Source organism: Streptomyces sp. NPDC028308 (genome assembly GCF_055565855.1).
This window is the reverse complement of record NZ_JBVHTO010000001.1, coordinates 397,694-419,802: the sequence shown is the minus strand read 5'-3', so window position 1 is coordinate 419,802 and position 22,109 is coordinate 397,694. Positions and strand designations below refer to the sequence as shown.

Genomic DNA, 22,109 nt, shown 5'->3' with positions numbered 1-22,109 from the left:
CATGAGCGCCACGTACACACTGCGCGCCAAGCGCCGCCGGGCGGCGCTGCGCACGGCCGCCTTCATGTCGCCCTGGCTCGTCGGGTTCGCGGTCTTCTTCGCCTATCCGCTGCTCTCGACCGTCTACTTCTCGTTCATGCACTACGACGGCTTCAAGCCGCCGACGTGGAGCGGCACGAAGAACTGGGTCTACGTCTTCCAGAACTACCCCCTGTTCTGGCCCGCGTTGCGCAACACCCTGTGGCTCGTCGTCGTGATGGTCAGCCTCCGGGTCCTGTTCGGACTGGGCGTCGGGCTGCTGATCACGAAGATCAGGACCGGGACGGGCGTCTTCCGGACCCTCTTCTACCTGCCCTACCTGGCCCCGCCCGTCGCCGCCACGATGGCGTTCGCCTTCCTGCTCAACCCGGGCACGGGACCGGTGAACTCGATCCTGGAGGGCATCGGCATCCCGGCCCCCGGCTGGTTCAACGACCCCGCCTGGTCCAAGCCCGCGCTCACCATGCTCGCCCTGTGGGGCGTCGGCGACCTCATGGTCATCTTCATGGCGGCGCTGCTCGACGTCCCGAAGGAGCAGTACGAGGCCGCGGAGCTGGACGGCACCTCCGCCTGGCAGCGCTTCCGGTACGTGACCCTGCCGAACATCTCGCCGATCGTGATGTTCGCCGTGGTCACCGGGGTGATCCAGACGATGCAGTACTACACGCAGCCGCTGATCGCCGGGAAGGTCGCCTCGGGCGTCATCCAGGGCGCGGGAACGCAGTTCGAGCCCGGCTATCCGGACAAGTCGACGCTCACCCTGCCGCAGCTCGTCTACAACCTCGGTTTCCAGCGCTTCGACTACGGCTCCGCCTGTGTGGTCGCGCTGGTGCTGTTCGCCCTGTCCATGGTGTTCACCGCGTTCCTGATGCGGCGCCGGGGCGGTCTCATCCAGGCAGGTGACTGACCATGACCCAAGTACTCGACAAACCGGTGGAGTTGCGGCCCCGGCCTGTCTCACCGGCCGAGCGCACCGCCCGCCGCAGGGCCTTCCTGGAATGGATCGCCGTGCACGCGCTGGGCGTGGCGGCCGCGCTCTTCTTCGTGCTGCCCTTCGTTTTCGTCTTCCTCACCTCCCTGATGAGCGACTCGCAGGCCCTGAGCCGGGACCTGATCCCGCACACCTGGGAGTGGGGCAACTACCGCAAGGTCTTCGACACCCCGGGCTTCCTGACCTGGTGGAAGAACACGCTGCTGTACGCCGGGGCCGGCACCGTCCTCACCGTCGTCTCGTCGATCCCGGTGGCGTACGCGCTCGCCAAGTTCCGCTTCCGGGGCCGGAACCTGTCGCTGATGCTGGTCATCTCGATGATGATGCTGCCGCCGCAGGTCGTCGTCATCCCGATGTACCTGTTCTGGGCGAAGCAGCTGGACCTGTCCGGCACGCTGTGGCCGCTCATCGTCCCGATGGCCTTCGGGGACGCGTTCTCCATCTTCCTGCTGCGGCAGTTCCTGACGACCATCCCGAACGAGTACCTCGACGCGGCCCGGGTCGACGGCTGCGGGGACCTCAGGACGCTGCTGCGGGTCGTGCTGCCGATGGCGAAACCCGGTATCGCGGCGGTCGCGCTCTTCCAGTTCTTCTACGCCTGGAACGACTACTTCGGGCCGCAGATCTACGCGTCCGAGAACCCCGCCGCCTGGACACTGAGTTACGGCCTGGAGTCGTTCAAGGGCGCGCACCACACCGACTGGAATCTCACCATGGCCGCGACCGTCCTGGTCATGGCCCCCGTGATCCTCGTGTTCTTCTTCGCGCAGAAGGCGTTCGTCGAGGGCGTCACGCTCACCGGAGTGAAGGGCTGACTATGAAACTGGCAGTAGTGGGCGGGGGCTCCACGTACACCCCTGAACTCATCGACGGATTCGCGCGGTTGCGGGACACCTTGCCCGTCGAGGAGCTGGTGCTCGTCGACCCGGCCGCCGACCGGCTGGAGCTGGTGGGCGGCCTGGCCCGGCGGATCTTCGCCCGGCAGGGACACCCGGGGAGGATCGTCACCACCTCCGACCTGGACGCGGGGGTCGAGGGCGCCGACGCCGTGCTGCTCCAGCTGCGCGTCGGCGGGCAGGCCGCCCGCAACGAGGACGAGACCTGGCCGCTGGAGTGCGGCTGCGTCGGGCAGGAGACGACGGGCGCGGGCGGTCTCGCCAAGGCGCTGCGCACGGTTCCGGTGGTGCTGGACATCGCCGAGCGGGTCCGCCGCGCGAACCCGGACGCCTGGATCATCGACTTCACCAACCCGGTCGGCATCGTCACCCGCGCCCTGCTCCAGGCGGGCCACCGGACGGTCGGGCTGTGCAACGTGGCGATCGGCTTCCAGCGGAAGTTCGCCGGACTGCTCGGGGTGGCACCGGCCGACGTGCACCTGGACCACGTGGGCCTCAACCACCTCACCTGGGAGACCGGCGTGCGCCTCGGCGGCCCCGAGGGCGAGAACGTCCTGCCCAGGCTGCTCGCCGAGCACGGCGGCACCGTCGCGGACGACCTGCACCTGCCCCGCAGCATCGTCGACCGGCTCGGCGTCGTCCCGTCGTACTACCTGCGCTACTACTACGCGCACGACGAGGTGGTCCGCGAACTCAGGACAAAGCCGTCGCGCGCCGCCGAAGTGGCCGAGATGGAGCGGGAGTTGCTGCGGATGTACGGCGACCCGGCGCTCGACGAGAAGCCGGAGCTGCTGGCCCGGCGCGGCGGCGCGTACTACTCGGAGGCGGCCGTGGACCTGGCGGCCTCGCTGCTCGGCGGAGGCGGCAGCCCCTACCAGGTGGTCAACACCTACAACCGGGGGACGCTGCCCTTCCTGCCGGACGACGCGGTGATCGAGGTGCAGGCGGCGGTCGGCACCAAGGGGCCGACGCCGCTGCCGGTGCCGGACGTGGACCCGCTGTACGCGGGGCTGATGGCGAACGTGACGGCGTACGAGGACCTGGCGCTGGAGGCCGCGCTGCGCGGGGGCCGCGACCGGGTGTTCCGCGCCCTGCTCGCGCACCCCCTGGTGGGCCAGTACGCCTACGCCGACACCCTCACCGACCGGCTGATCGCGCACAACCGGGAGCACCTCGCGTGGGCGTGAGCGCAGGAGTCCTCGCCATCGACGCGGGGAACAGCAAGACGGACGTCGCGGTCGTGTCCACCGACGGCCGGGTGCTCGCCACGGCCCGCGGCGGCGGCTTCCGGCCCCCCGCGGTGGGCGTCGGGCCGGCCGTGGACGCGGTCGCCGCGGCGGTCGGCCGGGCGTACGCCGCGGCGGGCGTGACCTCCGTCGCCCATGTCTCCGCCTGTCTCGCCAACGCCGATCTACCCGTGGAGGAGGAGCAGTTGGCGGCCGCCCTGGAGGCGCGGGGGTGGGGCGCGAGCGTGGACGTGCGCAACGACACCTTCGCGATCCTGCGGGCCGGGATCGCCGAGCCGCGCGGGGTCGCCGTGGTGTGCGGCGCGGGCATCAACTGCGTCGGCATGCGGCCCGACGGACGCACCGCCCGCTTCCCCGCGATCGGCCGGATCTCCGGCGACTGGGGCGGCGGCTGGGGTCTCGCGGAGGAGGCCCTGTGGCACGCGGCGCGCGCCGAGGACGGCCGGGGCGGACCGACGGCCCTGGCCCGCACCCTCCCGGCCCACTTCGGCCTCGGCTCGATGTACGCGCTGATCGAGGCCCTGCACCTCGGGCACATCGGCAACGCCCGGCGGCACGAGCTCACCCCGGTGCTGTTCGCCACCGCCGCGGACGGCGACCCGGCGGCGCGCGCGCTGGTCGACCGGCTCGCGGACGAGGTGGTCGCCATGGCGGCGGTCGCCCTGACCCGCCTGGAACTGCTGGACGAGGAGGTGCCGGTCCTCCTCGGCGGCAGCATCCTCGCCGCCCGGCACCCGCAGCTCGACGACCGGATCGGCGAACTGCTCGCGGACCGCGCCCCCAAGGCGGTCCCCCGGGTGGTCACGGCGAGCCCCGTCCTCGGCGCCGCGCTCCTCGGCCTCGACCACCTCGGCGCCCCGGACGAGGTCCACGCGCGCGTGCGGGCCGCCTACGAAGGGGACGTGACCGCCGTACGCGACGGGGCGTGAACTCCCGCGCGGCGGGGGGCGCGATCCCTCCGCCGCGGGCCGGGAACCGAACTGATCCGGCGCGCGTATTCATGGGCAGGGGGGTGGCGCGGGGAGTCGTGCGCCGTGCTGGAGTCCGACGGGTGTGCCGCGATCCGAACAAGATCGAGTCAAGGCCTGTGCGGATGTCCGCCGCGGCGGCGATACTTGCGCCCGTGCACTTTCGCCCGCGCCCTCGGCGCGGCGGGCGGAGGTGACCGACGAAGGACCAGGGGGAGGTCACGTGACGTATCCGCAGCAGGGCGGTGCGGCGCCACCGGCGCCGGCCGCGCCCGCGGTCCCGGCCGTGCCGCCGCAGGCCGGGCCGCCCGCGCCGGTGCCGGCCGCGCGTCCGCTGCCCGCCCCGGCCCCGCCGCGCCGTACCGCCTGGTCCGAGGGTGTCGACCGGCTGCGTGCGGGCGCCACGACCGAGCCCGGCCGGCTGCGGATCATCGGCGCGCTCCTCGCGCTGCTGGTCGTCGCGTTCGGCTCCGTCACCGCCTGGCAGATGTCCGACCGCTCGGCCGCCGCCGACGACGTGCTGCACAAGAGCCAGCCGCTGAGTTCCGACGCGGCCGACATCTACCGCTCCCTCGCGGACGCCAACACGGCGGCGTCCAGCGGCTTCCTGGCGGGCGGTCAGGAGCCGGAGGCCACCCGGAAGCGGTACGAGAAGGACATCAGGACGGCGGCCGCCAAGCTGGTCACCGCCGCCGCGAACTCCGAGCCAGGCTCGGCCTCGGCGGACACGATCACCAAGCTGAACAAGCTCCTGCCGCAGTACAAGGGCCTGGTCGAGCGGGCCCGCGCCAACAACCGGCAGGGCTTCCCCCTCGGCGGCGCCTACCTGCGGTACGCGAACGACAAGATGCAGAAGGAGATGCTCCCGGCCGCCGAGGACCTCTACACCTCGGAGAACCGCCGGCTGCGCTCCGACTACGCCGCCGCGACCCCCTACCCCTGGGCCGCGATCGCGCTGGGCCTGCTCGTGCTCGGCGCGCTCGCCTGGACCCAGCGGCGCCACTACCGGCGCACCAACCGCGTGCTGAACCATGGCCTGGCCGCCGCCACGGCCGCCGCCGCGGTGGTCCTGCTCTGGCTGGTCGTCGGGCACAGCGTGGCCCGCGCCGGACTCGACTCCTCCTACGACCACGGCGTGCGCTCGCTGAACGTGCTGCACGACGCGCAGATCGCCTCCCTCAAGGCCCGCGGCAACGAGACGCTCACCCTGGTGAGCCGCGGCGCGGAGACCGTCGACGTCGGCGGCGAGCCCAAGGACCGGTTCGACGTCGACTTCCAGAAGTCGATGAGCGACCTCACCGAGGGCCTGGCCGAGGCGGCCGCGCTGGCGGACGACACGGCGGGCGAGAAGCCCGTCACGACCGCCACCGGCAACATGAAGGTGTGGAAGTCCCGCCACCTGGAGGCCCGCCGGGCCGACGACGCGGGCGACTACCAGGGCGCCCTCGACAGGATCATCGGCACCCCGGCGCAGAAACCGACCGGCGAGTGCTTCGACGGCGTCGACGACAATCTGGACCTGGCCCTGCGGCACGAGGAGCGGGAGTTCCGGCAGTCGGCGGGTGACGGGCTGGGCGCCATGACCGGTCTGCCCGTCGGCGCGGCCGTCCTCGCGGTGCTCGGTGCGGCGGGGGCGGTGCTCGGCATCGGGCGCAGGCTTTCGGAGTACCGGTGAGAGGAGGAGCGGCCATGACCGTACGACGGCTGAGGGCGAGCCTGCGGGGCTGGGGCGGAGTGGGCGCGATGGCGCTCGCCTGCGCCCTCACCGCGGCTCTCGCGCTGCTGCTCCCGCTGGCCGACGCGCGCGGGGACGGCAGCACGGGCATCGGCGGCCAGGGCGTCGCCGACGGCCGCCAGACCAGGGCCGAGGAGTGCACGGACCCGCAGGACCTGAGCCCCTCCCCGTCCGGCGACGAGAGCGGCGACACGGTCAAGGCCATCAAGGAGCGCGGCTACCTGAAAGTCGGCGTCGACCAGAACAGCTACCGCTGGGGCTACCGGGACCCGAACAGCACCAAGGAGAAGGTCGAGCTGGAAGGCTTCGACATCGATCTCGCGCGCCGGATCGCCGAGGCGATCCTCGGCAGCCCGGACAAGATCCGCTTCCAGGCCATACCCACCAACGAGCGCATCCCGGCCATCCGGGAGGGCCGGGTCGACATGGTGGTGCGCACCATGACGATCTCCTGCAAGCGCCTGGACGAAGTCGCCTTCTCCGCGCCGTACTTCATGACCGGCCAGCAGGTGCTCGCCCCCAAGAAGTCGGCCATCGAGGGCTACGACAAGACCCTCGCCGGCAAGAGGATCTGCACCGCGGACGGTTCCACCGCCTACGAGACCCTCACCGACGACCGGAAGGCGGGCCGGCTGCCCGCGTCCGCCGACCTGCGGACCGTCGTCCCGAACCAACTCGACTGCCTGGTACGGCTCCAGCTGGGCGAGGTGGACGCCGTGGTGACCGACGGCGCGCTGGCCGCGAGCCAGGCCGCGCAGGACCCGACGGTCGAGCTCAAGGGCGGCACCTTCACCACCGAGTACTACGGTGTGGCGATGAACAAGGACGCCGAGGACCTGGTGCGCCGGGTCAACCAGGTCATCGAGGACTACCGCAAGAGCGGCTGGCAGGCGTCCTACGACACCTGGCTGTCCGCGACCCTGCCCGAGAAGTCGCCGTCGTCGAAGCCGCTGGTGGCCCACTACAGGTGACGTGCCACGACCGGCGACAGGCAGCAACCGAGAGCGAGAGGTGATCGATGGGCGTCACGGGGCCCCCCGGGCCGGTGATGGACCGGGACGAGGTGGACCGTGCGCTGGCGCGGCTCGGCGCGGAGCACGAGGCCATCGAGACCTCGCTCCTCGCCCTCCAGGACCACGCGGGCCGCAGACTCCTCGAAGGCGCCGAGCTCACGGGCACGACCAAGGAGCGCTGGACGGCCACCGAGGCGTCGATCACCCTGCTGTGGGCGTACTTCGACGCGTACGCGGACGCCCTGCGCGCGGCCCGCGGCATCCGTGCGCGCCGGCGCTGGTCGAGCCGTGAGGACCTGGCCGAGCTGACGGAGCTGCTGCGCGGCGAGAGCGTCACCGTCGCCGGCAGCGCCACGGCCACGGCGAACGCGCCCACGCTCGCCGGCTCGGGCAAGCTCAGCGAACGGTTCTCGCTGGTCGCCCTCGTGGAGCGGATGAACGAGCTGTACGCGGCCTCGCTCGACATGGTCGTGGCGGCGGACGCCGTCTGGTCCGCGCTGCCGGCCCGGATCGATTTACTGGCCGCGGAGCTCCAGCGCACCCGCCGCCTCGCGCACTCGGTCGGCGTACGCCCCGGGGAGCACCCCTCGGGTGACGACCTGGAGCGGATCACGCGCACGCTGACGTCGATGCGGGAGCAGGTGATCTCCGACCCGCTGGCCTTCTGGCTGCCCGCGCAGGGCAGTTCGGCGCCCGGCGGTGGCAGGCCGGACACGACGGCGTACGACCGCGAGGCGCGCGCCCTGGAGGACGTGCGACGGGAGATCGACGCGGTGCTCACGGTGCGGCAGGACGCGGAGGCGCGGCTCGTGCGGCTGCGGGACGTGCTCTCGCGCGCCGACCGCACCCTGGCGGAGGCCCGGTCCGCGCGCGGTGAGGTGCTGGCGAAGATCGCGGCGTCCGAGGTGCCCGCGGTGAGCGGTCCGCCGACGGCGCTGCACGAGCAGCTGGCGACGGCCGCCGAGTACCGCAGGCACGCGCAGTGGCATCGCCTCTCCCCGCTCCTGGAGTCGCTGGAGCAGAAGGCGGAGGACGAACTGCTGCGCGCCCGCGAGTCGTTGACGGCCGTCACCGCGCCGCTGGCGGTCCGCGCGGAGCTACGCGGCCGGCTCGACGCGTACAAGGCGAAGGTCGCCCGGCACGGTCTCGCGGAGGACCCGTTCCTCATCGAGCGCTACGACGCGGCGCGCCGCATGCTGTGGAGCGCGCCCTGCGATCTGCGGGTCGCGGAGGAGGCGGTGCTGCGCTACCAGCGCGCGGCGGCCGACCTGCTGAGCCCGCGGGTGCCCGAACAGGGCGGCGCCGGGGAGCCGACGGACCAGAGGAGGCCCGGCACGTGAGGGGCAGGGATGAGGCAGCGTGAGTGAGCAGTCCGTGAGCGGTGCGCGCAAGTGCCAGCGCCCCGGTTGCCCGGGGTCGTACGAGGACATGGGCGGCGGGGAGCTGTACTGCGACACGTGCGGTCTGGCGCCGGTCGTCTCGTCGGACGGCATGGTGGGCTCGCAGCCGACCGGGATCACGGCCGGCGGCTCTCGCGGGTCGCGCGGCAGCAGTTCGCGGACCGGCTCGCGGGCGTCGTCGCGGTCCTCGCAGTCCCGGCGCTCGGTCTCGGGCCGCCTGTCGCGTTCCCTGTCGGGGAGTTCGGGCTCGCGGTCGGTGTCGGTGCGCAGCTCCGGCTCGACGACGGGTTCCTCCAGCCGCGGCCGGCTCGGCGCCGGTCTGGTGCAGGTGCCGGGGGTGCCGCGGCCCGACCCGCGCGAGATGGTCCTGGAGAACCCGGAGGTGCCCGAGCGCAAGCGGTTCTGCTCGCGCTCCGACTGCGGTGCGCCGGTGGGGCGTTCGCGCGGAGACAGGCCGGGGCGCACGGAGGGCTTCTGCACCAAGTGCGGCCACCCGTACTCGTTCGTGCCGAAGCTGCACGCGGCCGACATCGTGCACGGCCAGTACGAGGTCGTGGGCTGTCTGGCGCACGGCGGGCTCGGCTGGGTCTACCTCGCCGTCGACCGCGCGGTCTCCGACCGCTGGGTGGTCCTCAAGGGCCTCCTGGACACCGGGGACCAGGACGCGATGGCGGCCGCGATCTCCGAGCGCCGCTTCCTCGCCGAGATCGAGCACGCCAACATCGTGCGCATCTACAACTTCGTCGAGCACCTGGACCAGCGCACCGGCTCCCTCGACGGCTACATCGTCATGGAGTACGTGGGCGGCAAGTCCCTCAAGGAGATCGCGAACGGGCGCCGTACGGCGGACGGCAAGCGGGACCCGCTGCCGGTGGAGCAGGCCTGCGCGTACGGCATCGAGGCGCTGGAGGCCCTCGGGCACCTGCACAGCCGCAACCTCCTGTACTGCGACTTCAAGGTCGACAACGCGATCCAGACCGAGGACCAGCTCAAGCTGATCGACATGGGCGCGGTGCGCAGGATGGACGACGACGAGTCGGCCATCTACGGCACGGTCGGCTACCAGGCCCCCGAGGTCGCCGACATCGGCCCCTCCGTGGCCTCCGACCTCTACACGGTCGCGCGCACCCTGGCGGTGCTCAGCTTCGACTTCCAGGGCTACACGAACGTCTTCGTGGACTCGCTGCCGGACCCGGACACCATCGACGTCTTCCGGCGGTACGAGTCCTTCTACCGGCTGCTCGTGCGGGCCACCGACCCCGACCCGGCCCGCCGCTTCGCCTCCGCGGAGGAGATGTCGGAGCAGCTGACCGGCGTCCTGCGCGAGGTCGTGGCCCTGCAGACGGGCCGCCCGCGCCCCTCGCTGTCCACGCTGTTCGGGCCCGAGGTCAAGGTCACGGACACGGAGTTGTTCGTCAGGCTGGACGGTGACGTCTCCCGGCTGGGGGCGCGCGCCGTGCCCGTACGGGGCGGGAAGGGCGCCTCCGTGCCCGCCCCGAGGCCGAACGGCGCACCGCCGCCACCGCGCCCCGGAGCGTCCCTGGTCAAGCCGCTGAACACGGCCGCCACCGCGCTCGCGCTGCCCGTCCCGCGCGTCGACCCGGGCGACCCGAACGCCGGCTTCCTGGCGGGTCTGCTGACGTCCGCGCCCGGGGAACTGATCACGGCGCTCGCGGCGGCCCCCAGCGAGTCCGTGGAGACGAGGCTGCGGCAGATCCGGGCCCGGCTGGAGAGCGGCGACTCGTACACGGCGCTGGAGGTCCTGCGGAAGCTGGAGGAGCAGCGGCCCGACGACTGGCGGGTGGTCTGGTACCGGGGCGTGGCGGCGCTGGCGACCGGCGACCACGAGGGCGCGGCGCTGTCCTTCGACGCGGTCTACGACGCGTTCCCCGGCGAGCCCGCGCCCAAGCTGGCGCTGGGCGTCTGCGCGGAGGTGCTCGGCCAGCTGGACAACGCGGCGGAGTACTACCGCCTGGTGTGGACGACCGACCCCAGTTATGTGAGCGCGGCGTTCGGTCTGGCGCGGGTCCAGCTGGCGGCCGGCGACCGGCGGGGCGCGGTGCTGACGCTGGAGTCGGTGCCGGAGTCGTCGATCCACTACACGGCGGCGCGGGTCGCGGCCGTACGGGCGCGGCTGCGGCACCGGATGGCCGAGGAGGCCGCCGCGCCCGGTTTCCTGGACGAACTGACCGCCGCCGCCGGGCAGGTGGAGGCGCTGGACGGATACGGTCTGGACGCCGTGCGGCGCGAGCAGTTGTCCACAGAGGTCCTGGGCTGTGCGCTGGACTGGGTACTCTCCGGTAGCCAGGGTTCCGCACCTGCCGGGGGCGGACGTGCGCTGCTGGGCAGCGAGCTGGACGAGCGAGGCCTCCGCTTCGGTCTGGAGCGTTCGTACCGGATGCTTGCCAGACTCGCGCAGGGCGGCGAGGAGAGGATCGACCTGGTGGAACGTGCCAACCGTTACCGCCCCCGGACGTGGGTGTGAGGATGTCCCAGATGCCCCAGCCGACGGCTCTTTCGAGGTGCCCCAGTTGCGAGGAGCCCCTGGAGTCGGGTGACCGTTTCTGCGGTGCGTGCGGGTTCGACCTGTCGGCGGTGTCCGCACCGCCCCAGGACACCCCCACGATCACGATGAACGGCGCGGCGCCCCGCCCCCCTTCGGAGGTCTCGTCCGTGGACTGGCCCGACGCACCCGAGCGGGGCAGTTCCGGCGCGCCCGCCCCGGTCCACCTGCCGACGGACATCCCCGGCACGGACTCGGGCGGCTCGGAGCTGCCGGCCGCCCACCCGGCCGCCGGTGCGGTGTCCGAGCCCCGCCCCGCGGCCGCTCCCGGGGCGCGGCCTCCCGCCGCCTTCGGTCCCGCGCCCTCGGCCACCCCCGCTCCGGGGCACCCCGAGGCCGCCTCCCCCGCCGCGCCGGGCGCCGAACAGCTGGGCGTCGGGGGCGAGTCGGCCGGGGTGCGCTTCGACCGGCCCGCCGAGCCGGACGAGTACCCGCTGGCCCCGCCCGGATCGGCGCCCGCCGATCCGCGCACCGCCGACCTCGGGACGCCGCCCGCCGGCACCAAGCTCTGCGTGGCCTGCCGCGCCGGTCACGTCGACCGGGACGGCTACTGCGAGAACTGCGGGCACGCCCAGCCCCGCGAGCGCGACCACATGGAGCAGGAGCTCGCCGCGGTGGCCGCGGTCAGCGACCGCGGGCTGCGCCACCACCGCAACGAGGACGCGTTCACGCTCTCCTCGACCGCGCTGCCCGACGGTTCGCCCGCCGTCGTCGCCATCGTGTGTGACGGTGTCTCCTCGGCGACCCGCCCCGACGAGGCGTCCCTGGCCGCTTCCCGCGCCGCGGGCGAGGCGCTGCTGGAGTCGCTGCCGCAGGGCACGCATCCGCAGCAGGCGATGCACGAGGCGATCATCGCGGCCTCGCACGCCGTCAACGCCCTCGCGGAGGACCCCGGTTCGGCCCGCGAGCACACCCCGCACCAGAACGCCCCGGCCTGCACCCTGGTCGGCGCCGTCGTCACCAGCAGTCTGCTGACCGTCGGCTGGGTCGGCGACAGCCGCGCCTACTGGGTGCCGGTCGACCGGAGTTCACCGCCGGCCCGGCTCACCGAGGACGACTCGTGGGCCGCGCAGATGGTCGCCGCGGGCCTGATGAACGAGGCGGAGGCCTACGCCGACGAGCGCGCCCACGCCATCACGGGCTGGCTCGGCGCGGACGCCTACGAACTGGAGCCGCACACCGCCTCCTTCAAGCCCGACCGGCCGGGTGTGGTGGTGGTCTGCACCGACGGGCTGTGGAACTACGCCGAGGCCGCCGAACACATGGCCGAGGTGGTCCCCCTCGACGCGGCGGCCCGGCCCCTGCACAGCGCGCAGGTGCTGGTCGGTCACGCCTTGGACGGCGGGGGCCACGACAACGTAACAGTGGCCGTCGTGCCGTTCCCCGCACCCTCTCAGGGGGCAGGATCGGCCTGAGGCCGCAGCACGGGGAACGGTCTCGGACCGGAGGGGACCGGTCCGCATATCGTCGTCGTTCCGCCCGCCGCGGGAAGCGGCGGCGCGGGATGTCTAGGGGGAGCAGAGAAGGCATGGCCAATTTCTCGAAGTCGAATGTGCCGCAGTTCTCGGTGGACGTGTACCAGAACGAGTACCTGCCGGAGGGCGGCCGCGAGGTCAACGCGATCGTCACGGTGAGCGCGACCGGCGGCGGCACCGTCGGCAGCGCGATCGCCGCCCCGCACCTGTACCCGGCCGGGCAGGCGCCCGACGCCGCGGTGGCGATCATGGTCGACTGCTCGGGCTCGATGGACTACCCGCCGGCCAAGATGCGCGGCGCGCGCGAGGCGACGGCCGCCGCGATCGACGCGGTCCGCGACGGCGTCCACTTCGCCGTGATCTCCGGCACACACGCCGCCCAGGAGGTCTACCCCGGAAACGGCGCGCTCGCGGTGGCGGATGCCCGGACCCGCGACCAGGCGAAGCAGGCCCTGCGCAGGCTCAGCGCCGGCGGCGGGACCGCGATCGGCACCTGGCTGCGTCTCGCCGACCGCCTGCTGTCCTCGGCCGACGTGTCGATCCGGCACGGGATCCTGCTCACCGACGGGCGCAACGAACACGAGTCCCCGGAGGACCTGAAGGCCGCCCTGGACTCCTGTGCGGGCCGTTTCACCTGCGACGCCCGGGGAGTCGGCACGGACTGGGAGGTCAAGGAGGTCACCGCGATCGCCTCCGGGCTGCTGGGCACCGCCGACATCGTCGCCGACCCCGCGGCCCTGTCCGCCGACTTCACGCAGATGATGGAGACGGCCATGGGCAAGGAGGTCGCGGACGTCGCGCTGCGGCTGTGGACGCCGGTCGGCACGGAGATCAAGTTCGTCAAGCAAGTGGCTCCCACCGTCGAGGAACTGACGCACCGTCGCACCGAGGCCGGCCCGCGCGCCGGCGACTATCCGACCGGCTCCTGGGGGGACGAGTCCCGCGACTACCACGTGTGCGTGGAGGTCCCCTCCGCGGGCATCGGCCGGGAGATGCTGGCCGCCCGCGTCTCCCTGGTGATCCCGCAGAGCGACGGGAGCGTGCAGAACCTCGGCGCGCAGGGTCTCGTACGGGCGGTGTGGACCGAGGACATGGTGGCGTCGACGTCGATCAACCCCCAGGTCGCGCACTACACAGGTCAGGCCGAACTGGCGCAAGTCATCCAGCAGGGACTGGATGCGCGCAAAGCGGGAGATGTCGACGGGGCGACGGCCAAGCTGGGCCGAGCCGTCCAGCTCGCGAGTGCGTCCGGCAACGCCGATACTGCGAAACTGCTTGCGAAGGTGGTGGACGTCGTCGACGCGGCGGCGGGTACTGTGCGATTGAAGGCACGGGTCGAGGAGGCGGACGAAATGACCCTCGAGACCCGGTCCACAAAGACTGTTCGTGTAAAGAAGTAGCGAGCCCGGCCCCTCCAGGGGACCGGAGAAACCCGGCCGAACCGGCCGGAAAAGGAGAGGGGGAAGCGCCGACATGCCGACCTGCCCGAACGGACACCAGTCGGGTTCCGACGACTGGTGCGAGGTCTGCGGTCACCGCATGGCCGGTGCCGTGCCCCCGCCTCCGCCCCCACCGCCCGCCGGTTACGGCTACCCGCCGCCCGGCTCGCCGCCGCCCGGTGCGGGCGGCCGGCCCGGTGGCGGTCCGGGAGGCGGACCCTTCTCCGCCGCGCCCGAGCACGAGCCGCAGCTGTGCCCGCAGTGCCGCACGCCCCGCGAGGGCGGCGCGCCCTTCTGCGAGGAGTGCCGGTGGAACTTCCTGACCAACACCGCGACCTCGTACACCCCGGCCGCACCGCGCCCGCCGGCGCCGGGCCCCGGGTCCCCGGGCGGTCCCGGTCCCGGTCCCGCGCAGCGCTTCCAGCCGCAGCCCGGCCCGTCCTACGCCGGCGGCGGCGGTGACGCGTACGACTACCAGAGCTCGCGTCCCTCGCAGATGAACCGGCCCGCCGAGCCCATCCCGCCCTTCGGCCAGGAGCCCTCGGGCCCCTCCGGCTTCGGCGACCCCGCACGTCCGGCCCAGCCCGGTTTCCCCGGCGACCCCTCGCGGCCCGCTCAGCCCGGTTTCCCGGGCGATCCGGGCCGTCCCGTCCCGCAGCAGTCCGGCGGTCCCGGCGCCCCGCAGGCGTTCCAGCAGCAGAGCCCGCCCGCTCCGCCCGCCTTCCCCGGTGAGCGGCAGCAGCCGCAGGGCCGGCCGCAGACCGGTGGCCCCGCCTTCGGCGGCGACGACGACTGGGTGCTGCCTCCGCCGTCCGGCGGCCAGAGCGGTCACGGCGGCCAGGGCGGACCCGACCAGGGCCGGGGACAGGGCGGCTACGGCTACCCGCAGCCCGGCGCGACCCAGGCGCCTCCCGGCCCGGGCGGCGGCTACCAGCAGCAGCCACTCACCTGGACCGCGACGATCGGCCCCGACCGCGCGTACTTCATGGCGATGATGCAGCGCTCCGGCCCCGAGGCCGCGGGTCTCAACCTGCCCGCGTACTCGCCCGAGCAGCAGCGCCCGCTCACCGGCAACCAGCTCACCATCGGCCGCCGCCGCCACTCCACCGGCGACACCCCCGACATCGACCTGTCGGTGCCGCCGGAGGACCCGGGCGTCTCGCACCAGCACGCGGTCCTGGTCCAGCAGCCGGACGGCAGCTGGGCGGTCGTCGACCAGAACTCCACCAACGGGACGACGGTCAACGGCGGCGAGGAGCCCATCCAGCCCTTCGTGCCCGTACCGCTCCAGGACGGCGACCGCGTCCACGTCGGCGCCTGGACGACGATCACCATCCGCCGGGGCTGACCGGGGCCTCCCGGCTCCGGAAAGCCCCGTACGGCGGACGCGCGGGGCTCGTACGGCCGCGGGTCAGCGCAGTGGCCAGGCGTACGGCCCCGCGGGGTCGTCCAGCCACGCCCAGGCGTCCGCGCCGCTGACCGTCACGCCGAACCGCTCCCGCGTCGGCTGGTGCTCGCGCTCCCACAGGACGTACGCCTCGTACGGGTCGAGGCGGCCCGCCGTCAGCGTCAGCAGGAACCGGAACAGGTCGTCCGTCCTCGCCCGGTGCGGCAGCCCGTCGAGCTGGGGCGGCTCCGGCTCGGGCGGGGTGTCCCCGCGCAGCGGCACGAAGAAGGCGGGCGTGTGCAGGAAGTGCCCCTCGGCGTGCCGGCCGTCCCGTACCCGCAGGGCGATCAGGCCGGTGGCCAGCGGCCCCAGGATGCGGGCGCCCGGGGCGCACTGCGGGAGCCAGGCCCGCGGGATCGACGTCAGCGTGCAGGTCACGATGATCCGGTCGAACGGCGCGCGCTCCGGGACCCCCCGGGCTCCGTCGCCCGTGACGACGGCCGGGTGGTGGCCGGCGGTGGCCAGATGCCGTCGCGCCGAGTCCGTGATCTCCGGGTCGAGGTCGACGGTGGTGACGAGGTCGTCGCCGAGCCGGTACGAGAGCAGCGCCGCGTTGTACCCGGTGCCGGCGCCGATCTCCAGGACCGTGTGCCCGTCCCGTACCGCCAGCTCGGTCAGCATCTTCGCCATCAGCGAGGGCTGGCTGCTGGAGGAGAGCAGCTCCCCGTCCCGCACCCGCGTCGCCAGCGGGGCGTCGGCGTACGCCCCGCGCAGCCAGCGCTCCCGTCTGCGCCGGTCGGGGTCCTCCCCCCACATGCGCTCGTAACCGCCCAGGACGCCGACGTAGTAGTACGGCACGAAGAGGTGCCGCGGGACCGCCTCGAAGGCCTCCCGCCACACCGGGTCCGCGGCCCAGGCCCCGCTCGCCTCGATCTCGCGCACCAGCGCCGCCCGCGCGGACGCGGCGAGGTCGTCCAGGCCGGGGTCGAGAGCGTGGGCACCCATACCTCCACTGTGCTGCCGGACGGCCCGCGACGCGAGTACCGGAGCCCCGCGGTCCGTAAGAAGCGGCCCCCGGCCGGCCCGCAGCACCCGGGCCGGTGCGAAGCGACCTAGGTCTTGAGTCCTCGGTCGGCGCGTCTGAGACGATGGACGGGTGAATGAGATCCGGCGCGGCACGCTTCAGGAGCAGACCTTCTACGAGCAGATCGGCGGCGAGGAGACCTTCCGCCGCCTCGTGCACCGTTTCTACGAGGGCGTCGCCGAGGACCCGCTGCTGCGGCCGATGTATCCCGAGGAGGACCTGGGCCCCGCCGAGGACCGGCTGACGCTGTTCCTGATCCAGTACTGGGGCGGCCCGACGACGTACAGCGAGAACCGCGGCCACCCCCGGCTGCGGATGCGCCACGCCCCCTTCACCGTCGACCGGGCCGCGCACGACGCCTGGCTGCGGCACATGCGCGTCGCCGTCGAGGAGCTCGGCCTATCCGAGGAGCACGAGCACACCCTGTGGAACTACCTGACGTACGCGGCGGCCTCGATGGTCAACACGGCCGGCTGACCCACGGCACGTCCGGTTGCCCGTACCCGGCCGCAGAGAGGACCTGGCCGGGTACGGCGCCCACCCGTAGGACGTGGCAGGGTACGGAGCGGCCGGTCAGCGGACGCTGACGTCCAGTGCGCCAAGTCCCGCCCTGCGTACGGCTATCGAGCCGTACGGTGTGCGCAGTCTGAGCCACGCTCCCGACGAGTACAGCCCCAGCGGCTCCTCGTCCGGTGCCGCCGCGCGCGCGGGACGCAGGAACCCGAGTGCCTGTGCGGCGTGCGCAGCCCGCACCGGGAGTCCGCTGTCGCCGAGCGGCCGGGACCAGATCTCCCGCCCGATCCTGTCGAGTTCGGCACGCGTACGCCGGTCGGCCGCCAACTCCTGCGTACGCGACCGGAATTCGGCCACCGCCTCGGCGACCGTCGCCCGCACCTCGGCCGGTTCAGGAAGCCCGGGCTCCGGCCGCCAACCGCCGCGGGGCGGCAGCAGTCCGGCCCAGGGCGGTCCGGTGACGGCGGCCGGCACGGTGACCGTGGCAGCCGTGTCGTCGAGCGACTCCAGGAGTTCACCCGCGGAGACGGTCACGTCCAGCGAGTCGTCGAGCCCGCTCTCGTACGGCTTGGCGAGCCGCGCCGCACGGACGGCCAGGACCTCGAACGACGGCGGCCGTCCGAACACGGCGAGCGCGGTGCCGGACACCTGGAGGCGCACGGCGGCGGCGCGGTCGTAGTGGATCAGCCTGGCCAGGAAGGCGGCGAGGTCCGCCGCCTCCCCCTCGTCGGCCAGATGCAGGACCGTCATGCCGCGACGGCCTCGGCGCGGTCGTCCTGGTACTCCAGCAGGAACTCCCGCTCCTCCGCGGTGATGCGGCGCGGGCGCTGCGCCTCGAAGTCGAACGGCACTATGACCGTCTGGGCCCGGACGTACACCTGGTCCGGGTCCTTGACCTCGTAGGCGAGCGTGAACGACGCCGCCCTTATCTGCGTCACCCAGAGCTCGATGTCCACCGGCGCGTGCCGGTGGACGAGCTGGCGCTTGTAGTCGATCTCATGGCGCGCCACCACGGACCCCTGCTGGAAATCCTTGTCCGGGCGGAACAGGAAGTCGATACGCGCTTCCTCCAGGTAGCGGAGGAACACCACGTTGTTGACGTGGCCGTACGCGTCCATGTCCGCCCAGCGCAGCGGGCAGCGGTAGATGTGCCGCAAGATCAGCCCCGGGTCAGCTTCTTGTAGGTGGCGCGGTGCGGACGGGCGGCGTCCGGGCCGAGCCGCTCGACCTTGTTCTTCTCGTACGACTCGAAGTTGCCCTCGAACCAGAACCACTTGGAGTCGCCCTCGTACGCGAGGATGTGCGTCGCCACCCGGTCCAGGAACCACCGGTCGTGGGAGACGACCACGGCCGCACCCGGGAACTCCAGCAGCGCGTTCTCCAGGGAGGAGAGCGTCTCCACGTCGAGGTCGTTCGTCGGCTCGTCGAGGAGCAGCAGGTTGCCGCCCTGCTTGAGGGTCAACGCCAGGTTCAGGCGGTTGCGCTCACCACCGGAGAGGACGCCGGCCGGCTTCTGCTGGTCCGGGCCCTTGAAGCCGAAGGCGGAGACGTAGGCACGCGAGGGCATCTCGACCTGGCCGACGTTGATGTAGTCCAGCTCGTCCGAGACGACCGCCCACAGCGACTTCTTCGGGTCGATGTTCTCGCGGCTCTGGTCGACATACGAGATCTTGACCGTGTCGCCGACCTTGATGGTGCCGGAGTCCGGCGTCTCCAGGCCCTGGATCATCTTGAACAGCGTGGTCTTGCCGGCGCCGTTCGGGCCGATGACGCCCACGATGCCGTTGCGCGGCAGCGTGAAGGAGAGGTTGTCGATGAGGACCTTGTCACCGAAGGCCTTGCTGAGGTTGTCGACCTCGACCACGATGCTGCCCAGACGCGGGCCCGGCGGGATCTGGATCTCCTCGAAGTCCAGCTTCCGCATCTTGTCCGCCTCGGCGGCCATCTCCTCGTAGCGGGACAGACGCGCCTTGGACTTGGCCTGCCGGCCCTTGGCGTTGGACCGCACCCACTCCAGCTCTTCCTTGAGCCGCTTGGCGCGCTTGGCGTCCTTCTGGCCCTCGACCTTGAGGCGGGAGGCCTTCTTGTCGAGGTAGGTGGAGTAGTTGCCCTCGTAGGGGTGCGCGCGGCCGCGGTCCAGTTCGAGGATCCACTCGGCCACGTTGTCGAGGAAGTACCGGTCGTGGGTGACGGCGACGACGGTGCCGGGGTACTTCGCGAGGTGCTGCTCCAGCCACTGCACGGACTCGGCGTCCAGGTGGTTGGTGGGCTCGTCGAGGAGCAGCAGGTCGGGGGCTTCGAGGAGCAGCTTGCACAGCGCGACGCGGCGGCGCTCACCACCGGAGAGGTTGGTGACGGGCCAGTCGCCGGGCGGGCAGCCCAGGGCGTCCATGGCCTGCTCCAGCTGGGTGTCCAGGTCCCACGCGTTGGCGTGGTCGAGGTCGTCCTGGAGCTTGCCCATCTCCTCCATGAGCGCGTCCGAGTAGTCGGTCGCCATCAGCTCGGCGACCTCGTTGAAGCGCCGGAGCTTGCCCATGATCTCGGCGGCGCCGTCCTGCACGTTCTCCAGGACCGTCTTCGACTCGTCCAGCGGCGGCTCCTGGAGGAGCATGCCCACCGAGTAGCCCGGCGACAGGAAGGCGTCGCCGTTCGACGGCTGCTCCAGGCCGGCCATGATCTTCAGAACGGTGGACTTACCGGCGCCGTTCGGGCCGACCACACCGATCTTCGCTCCGGGCAGGAAGCTCAGGGTGACGTCGTCGAGAATCACCTTGTCGCCGTGCGCCTTGCGCGTCTTGCGCATGGTGTAAATGAACTCAGCCAAGAGAAACCGTCCGGACGCTTGAAATCGGCAGTGGGCAGATACACCCCATCTTGCCTGACGGCCACCCCTGGATGGAAACCAGTCTCATCGGGGGTCCGTGACCTGCGCCTCCGGACCCGCCTTCTCCGCCGAGCCGATCACGCACTCTCTGTTGTGGGCATTGCATCCACTTTGGTCACAATTTCGGATAGATCTCGATACCTGTGGGGTGCCTGAGAAACGTGGGGCGAGGACAGGCGACGGTCCGCAACGCTCTGCACCCACCCGGCACCCGCCCCGAAGCCGACCGCCCCGCCCCGGGGGCCTGTCTCCCTGCCCAGATGTCAAGGTGCCGTGTGCTCGGTCCCGCGCGCTCAGTCCTGTGCGGGCGCCTTCTTGCGGAGGAGCAGCAGGGCCGTCCCGCCGATCACCAGCAGGCCGATGGCGGTGCCCGCGATCATCGGGGTGGCACCGGAGCTGCCGGTCTCCGCGAGGTCCGTCCCCCCGGTGGTCGAACCACCGCCCGCGGTCGCCGGGCTCGGCTCACTGAGCGTCTGGGTCGCGTCGCCGCCGGCGCCGCCCTCGGTCTCGCAGTCGAGCACGCCCGTGAACCGCTTCTGGAAGCCGTTCGGCCCCTTGATCGTGAAGTCGTACGCCTGGTCCTCCTGGAGCGGGATGGTCACCGTCTGCGACTCCCCCGCCTCGATGGTGTGCTCCAGCCCCATCAGCTCGAAGGTGAACGCCTCGTCGCCCTTGTTGGCCGCCGTGATGTCCACACCGCCCTCGGCGCAGTTCTTCTCGGCGGACAGGGCGGGTATGGCGCCCTTCTCCGCCCAGTTCGCACTGGCCGTCGCGGAGACCGTGGACTCACTCGACCCCGCGAGTATCTGCGTCTGGCTCCGGGTTTCGGAGGTGAACGCACGACCGACCGGCACGGTCGTCGACGCCTGCACGCCCACGGCCGCGGACCCGTCCGGCGTGTCCTCCGGCACGTCGAAGTAGAGCCGGCTGCCGTTCCTGGCCGAGGTGACCGGCTTCCCGTCCCGGTCGACGACCCGCACCCCGGCGGCTGCCGCGTCCGCCGGCGGCGTCACCGTCACGCTGTCCGCGTTCGTGCGCACCGTCACAGGGCCGAGCTTCTCGCCGGCGTGACCGGAGACCGCCGGCGGATCGAGGGTTAGCGAGGCCTTGGGCTCCGCGAGGTTCCGCGCGCTCTTGTGGAGGTAGTCCGCGAGCTTCTCGGCCCGCGGGCTGACCGCGTCGACGTCCGCGCCGTCCGAGTACCGCCAGATGGCCACCTGGGTGCCGGCCGCCGCGTCCTGCTCGGTGAGGCCGCTCGTCCCGGCCTCGCGGGCCAGCGCCGCGAGATCGTTGACCTGCGGGTAGGAGTTCTGCAGGATCCAGCGGATCCTGCCCGCGTCCGGGTTGCCGCTCAGCGACGTGCCGCTCCAGGGGGTCTCCTGGTACTTGGCGTCCTTCTGCGTCGGGTTGTACAGGTCGACGCAGTAGGTCTGCAGCATCCCGCCGTTGTCGACCGACATCTCGAAGAGTCCCGCGGAGACCTGGAGGTCCTCGGCACCGTCGTGGATCACGGCGTCGCCGTACGTCTTCAGGCCGCCTATGGTCGCTGTCGCGCCGCCCTGACTCTGCGGCGCCTCGTCGGCGACGGCCGCACCGGCGGTGGCCAGAACCCCCGCGGCGAGCAGCCCCGACACGAACGTCGCGGCGGTGAGGCGAGCGGCGCCCCGTCCGCGCGCGGACGACGCAGAGAACCAAGAAAACACAGAATTCCCCTCCGAGCAGGACCCGTTGACGTGGGGGAACGGTCCCACCAGCAGAATCAGAAGCCCCATGAGCTATGCCCGGCATCCTAGGGAGACGGCACACCGCTCTCCCCAGTCATGTCATCCGATAACCGATCCGACTCGGAATCGTTATCGGCTGGGCAGACCCTGTGAGCTGGGCTTATCGACAAATCCACCAGGACCGTACGGAAAGCGGACGCCGACGGGCCGTCCCCCGGTCAGCCCGGTCCGACACCTGACATCACGTCACCGGGACGGGTTCCGGTTGCTCCTGGGCCGCCACTTCGCTCCGGATGCCGGGCTCCGTCTCCCAGTTGGGCTCCGGCCGGGACGCGACGGAAACCGCCGCCTCCCCCTCCCTGGACGGGCGCCGGAACGCCGACGTCCCCCGTGACAGGTCGTGACCGACCGCCACCGCGTCGATGTCCGCCGACGTCCAGCTCTGGCCGTCCCGCACCTCGGTGCGCACCTTCAGCCGGCCCTGCACGACGACCGGATCGCCCACCGAGAGGGACGCCCCCACGTTCGTCGCGAGCGCCCGGTTGGCCCACACCGTGAAGAAGTTGGTGTGCCCGTCCGTCCACGTGCTCTTCTCGCGGTCCCAGTAACGCGCCGTCACGGCGAGCCGGAACCGCGCCGACGCCCCCGAAGCCAGTTCCCGGTACACGGGCTGCGTCGCCACGTTCCCCACCGCGCACACCATCGTCTCGTTCATCCCGAACCCCTCCCTCACCCCGGCTGCCGCGCCGGG

General features: G+C 72.3%; 18 protein-coding genes. 12 read left to right on the top strand and 6 right to left on the bottom strand.

The features are described from left to right. The first annotated feature begins 1 nt into the window (after window position 1). From ACZ4VA_RS01755 to ACZ4VA_RS01705, 11 genes are all read left to right on the top strand, one after another. Window positions 2-946: a carbohydrate ABC transporter permease gene (locus ACZ4VA_RS01755; protein ID WP_356237677.1), complete on the top strand. Its 945-nt coding sequence runs from the start codon at window positions 2-4 to the stop codon at window positions 944-946. A 2-nt stretch (window positions 947-948) separates the two neighbouring features. Beyond that, window positions 949-1,845, top strand: a complete 897-nt coding sequence (locus ACZ4VA_RS01750; protein ID WP_355782720.1) for a carbohydrate ABC transporter permease — start codon at window positions 949-951, stop codon at window positions 1,843-1,845. 2 nt (window positions 1,846-1,847) lie between these two features. Continuing rightward, window positions 1,848-3,113 carry a 6-phospho-beta-glucosidase gene (locus ACZ4VA_RS01745; protein ID WP_355782723.1) on the top strand — a complete coding sequence of 422 codons (1,266 nt, stop codon included), beginning with the start codon at window positions 1,848-1,850 and terminating at the stop codon, window positions 3,111-3,113. Next, window positions 3,104-4,102, top strand: a complete 999-nt coding sequence (locus ACZ4VA_RS01740; RefSeq protein WP_356237676.1) for an N-acetylglucosamine kinase — start codon at window positions 3,104-3,106, stop codon at window positions 4,100-4,102. The genes ACZ4VA_RS01745 and ACZ4VA_RS01740 overlap by 10 nt, the downstream gene beginning before the upstream one ends. Window positions 4,103-4,364: 262 nt before the next feature. Further along, window positions 4,365-5,816: a hypothetical protein gene (locus tag ACZ4VA_RS01735; RefSeq protein WP_356164943.1), complete on the top strand. Its 1,452-nt coding sequence runs from the start codon at window positions 4,365-4,367 to the stop codon at window positions 5,814-5,816. A gap of 14 nt (window positions 5,817-5,830) precedes the next feature. Further along, window positions 5,831-6,847, top strand: coding sequence for a glutamate ABC transporter substrate-binding protein (locus ACZ4VA_RS01730; protein WP_468079260.1), 1,017 nt, complete (start codon window positions 5,831-5,833; stop codon window positions 6,845-6,847). Between the two features lie 47 nt (window positions 6,848-6,894). Continuing rightward, the gene (locus tag ACZ4VA_RS01725; protein ID WP_355789719.1) at window positions 6,895-8,229 is read left to right on the top strand and encodes a hypothetical protein; all 1,335 of its coding nucleotides are present in this window, start codon (window positions 6,895-6,897) and stop codon (window positions 8,227-8,229) included. A gap of 88 nt (window positions 8,230-8,317) precedes the next feature. Further along, window positions 8,318-10,774, top strand: coding sequence for a serine/threonine-protein kinase (locus ACZ4VA_RS01720; protein ID WP_389389698.1), 2,457 nt, complete (start codon window positions 8,318-8,320; stop codon window positions 10,772-10,774). Between the two features lie 2 nt (window positions 10,775-10,776). Next, window positions 10,777-12,267, top strand: a complete 1,491-nt coding sequence (locus ACZ4VA_RS01715; RefSeq protein ID WP_468079258.1) for a PP2C family serine/threonine-protein phosphatase — start codon at window positions 10,777-10,779, stop codon at window positions 12,265-12,267. Window positions 12,268-12,380: 113 nt separating this feature from the next. Beyond that, entirely contained in the window at window positions 12,381-13,727 is a 1,347-nt protein-coding gene (locus ACZ4VA_RS01710) for a vWA domain-containing protein (protein ID WP_355794048.1), read from the top strand. 73 nt (window positions 13,728-13,800) lie between these two features. Beyond that, window positions 13,801-15,114, top strand: coding sequence for an FHA domain-containing protein (locus ACZ4VA_RS01705; RefSeq protein ID WP_468079255.1), 1,314 nt, complete (start codon window positions 13,801-13,803; stop codon window positions 15,112-15,114). 63 nt (window positions 15,115-15,177) lie between these two features. On the opposite strand, the gene ACZ4VA_RS01700 is transcribed toward ACZ4VA_RS01705, so the two are convergent. Then, window positions 15,178-16,158 carry a methyltransferase domain-containing protein gene (locus ACZ4VA_RS01700; RefSeq protein WP_356164930.1) on the bottom strand — a complete coding sequence of 327 codons (981 nt, stop codon included), beginning with the start codon at window positions 16,156-16,158 and terminating at the stop codon, window positions 15,178-15,180. Window positions 16,159-16,309: 151 nt separating this feature from the next. Between ACZ4VA_RS01700 and ACZ4VA_RS01695 the strand changes: the two genes are divergently transcribed. Beyond that, the gene (locus ACZ4VA_RS01695) at window positions 16,310-16,714 is read left to right on the top strand and encodes a globin (RefSeq protein ID WP_468079253.1); all 405 of its coding nucleotides are present in this window, start codon (window positions 16,310-16,312) and stop codon (window positions 16,712-16,714) included. Window positions 16,715-16,810: 96 nt separating this feature from the next. Here the strand turns inward: ACZ4VA_RS01695 and ACZ4VA_RS01690 are convergent, their stop codons facing one another. From ACZ4VA_RS01690 to ACZ4VA_RS01670, 5 genes are all read right to left on the bottom strand, one after another. Next, window positions 16,811-17,500, bottom strand: a complete 690-nt coding sequence (locus ACZ4VA_RS01690; protein ID WP_468079251.1) for a DUF8185 domain-containing protein — start codon at window positions 17,498-17,500, stop codon at window positions 16,811-16,813. Beyond that, entirely contained in the window at window positions 17,497-17,907 is a 411-nt protein-coding gene (locus ACZ4VA_RS01685) for an acyl-CoA thioesterase (RefSeq protein WP_355785300.1), read from the bottom strand. Before ACZ4VA_RS01685 ends, ACZ4VA_RS01690 begins: the two co-directional genes overlap by 4 nt. 2 nt (window positions 17,908-17,909) lie before the next feature. Then, a complete protein-coding gene (gene ettA / locus ACZ4VA_RS01680) occupies window positions 17,910-19,574 on the bottom strand; it encodes an energy-dependent translational throttle protein EttA (RefSeq protein ID WP_355785297.1) in 1,665 nt (554 codons plus the stop codon). Window positions 19,575-19,927: 353 nt separating this feature from the next. Continuing rightward, on the bottom strand, window positions 19,928-21,337 hold the full coding sequence (locus ACZ4VA_RS01675) for a TQXA domain-containing protein (protein WP_389389565.1): 1,410 nt from the start codon (window positions 21,335-21,337) through the stop codon (window positions 19,928-19,930). A gap of 262 nt (window positions 21,338-21,599) precedes the next feature. After that, window positions 21,600-22,073 carry a single-stranded DNA-binding protein gene (locus ACZ4VA_RS01670; protein ID WP_356164919.1) on the bottom strand — a complete coding sequence of 158 codons (474 nt, stop codon included), beginning with the start codon at window positions 22,071-22,073 and terminating at the stop codon, window positions 21,600-21,602. Window positions 22,074-22,109: the final 36 nt, after the last annotated feature.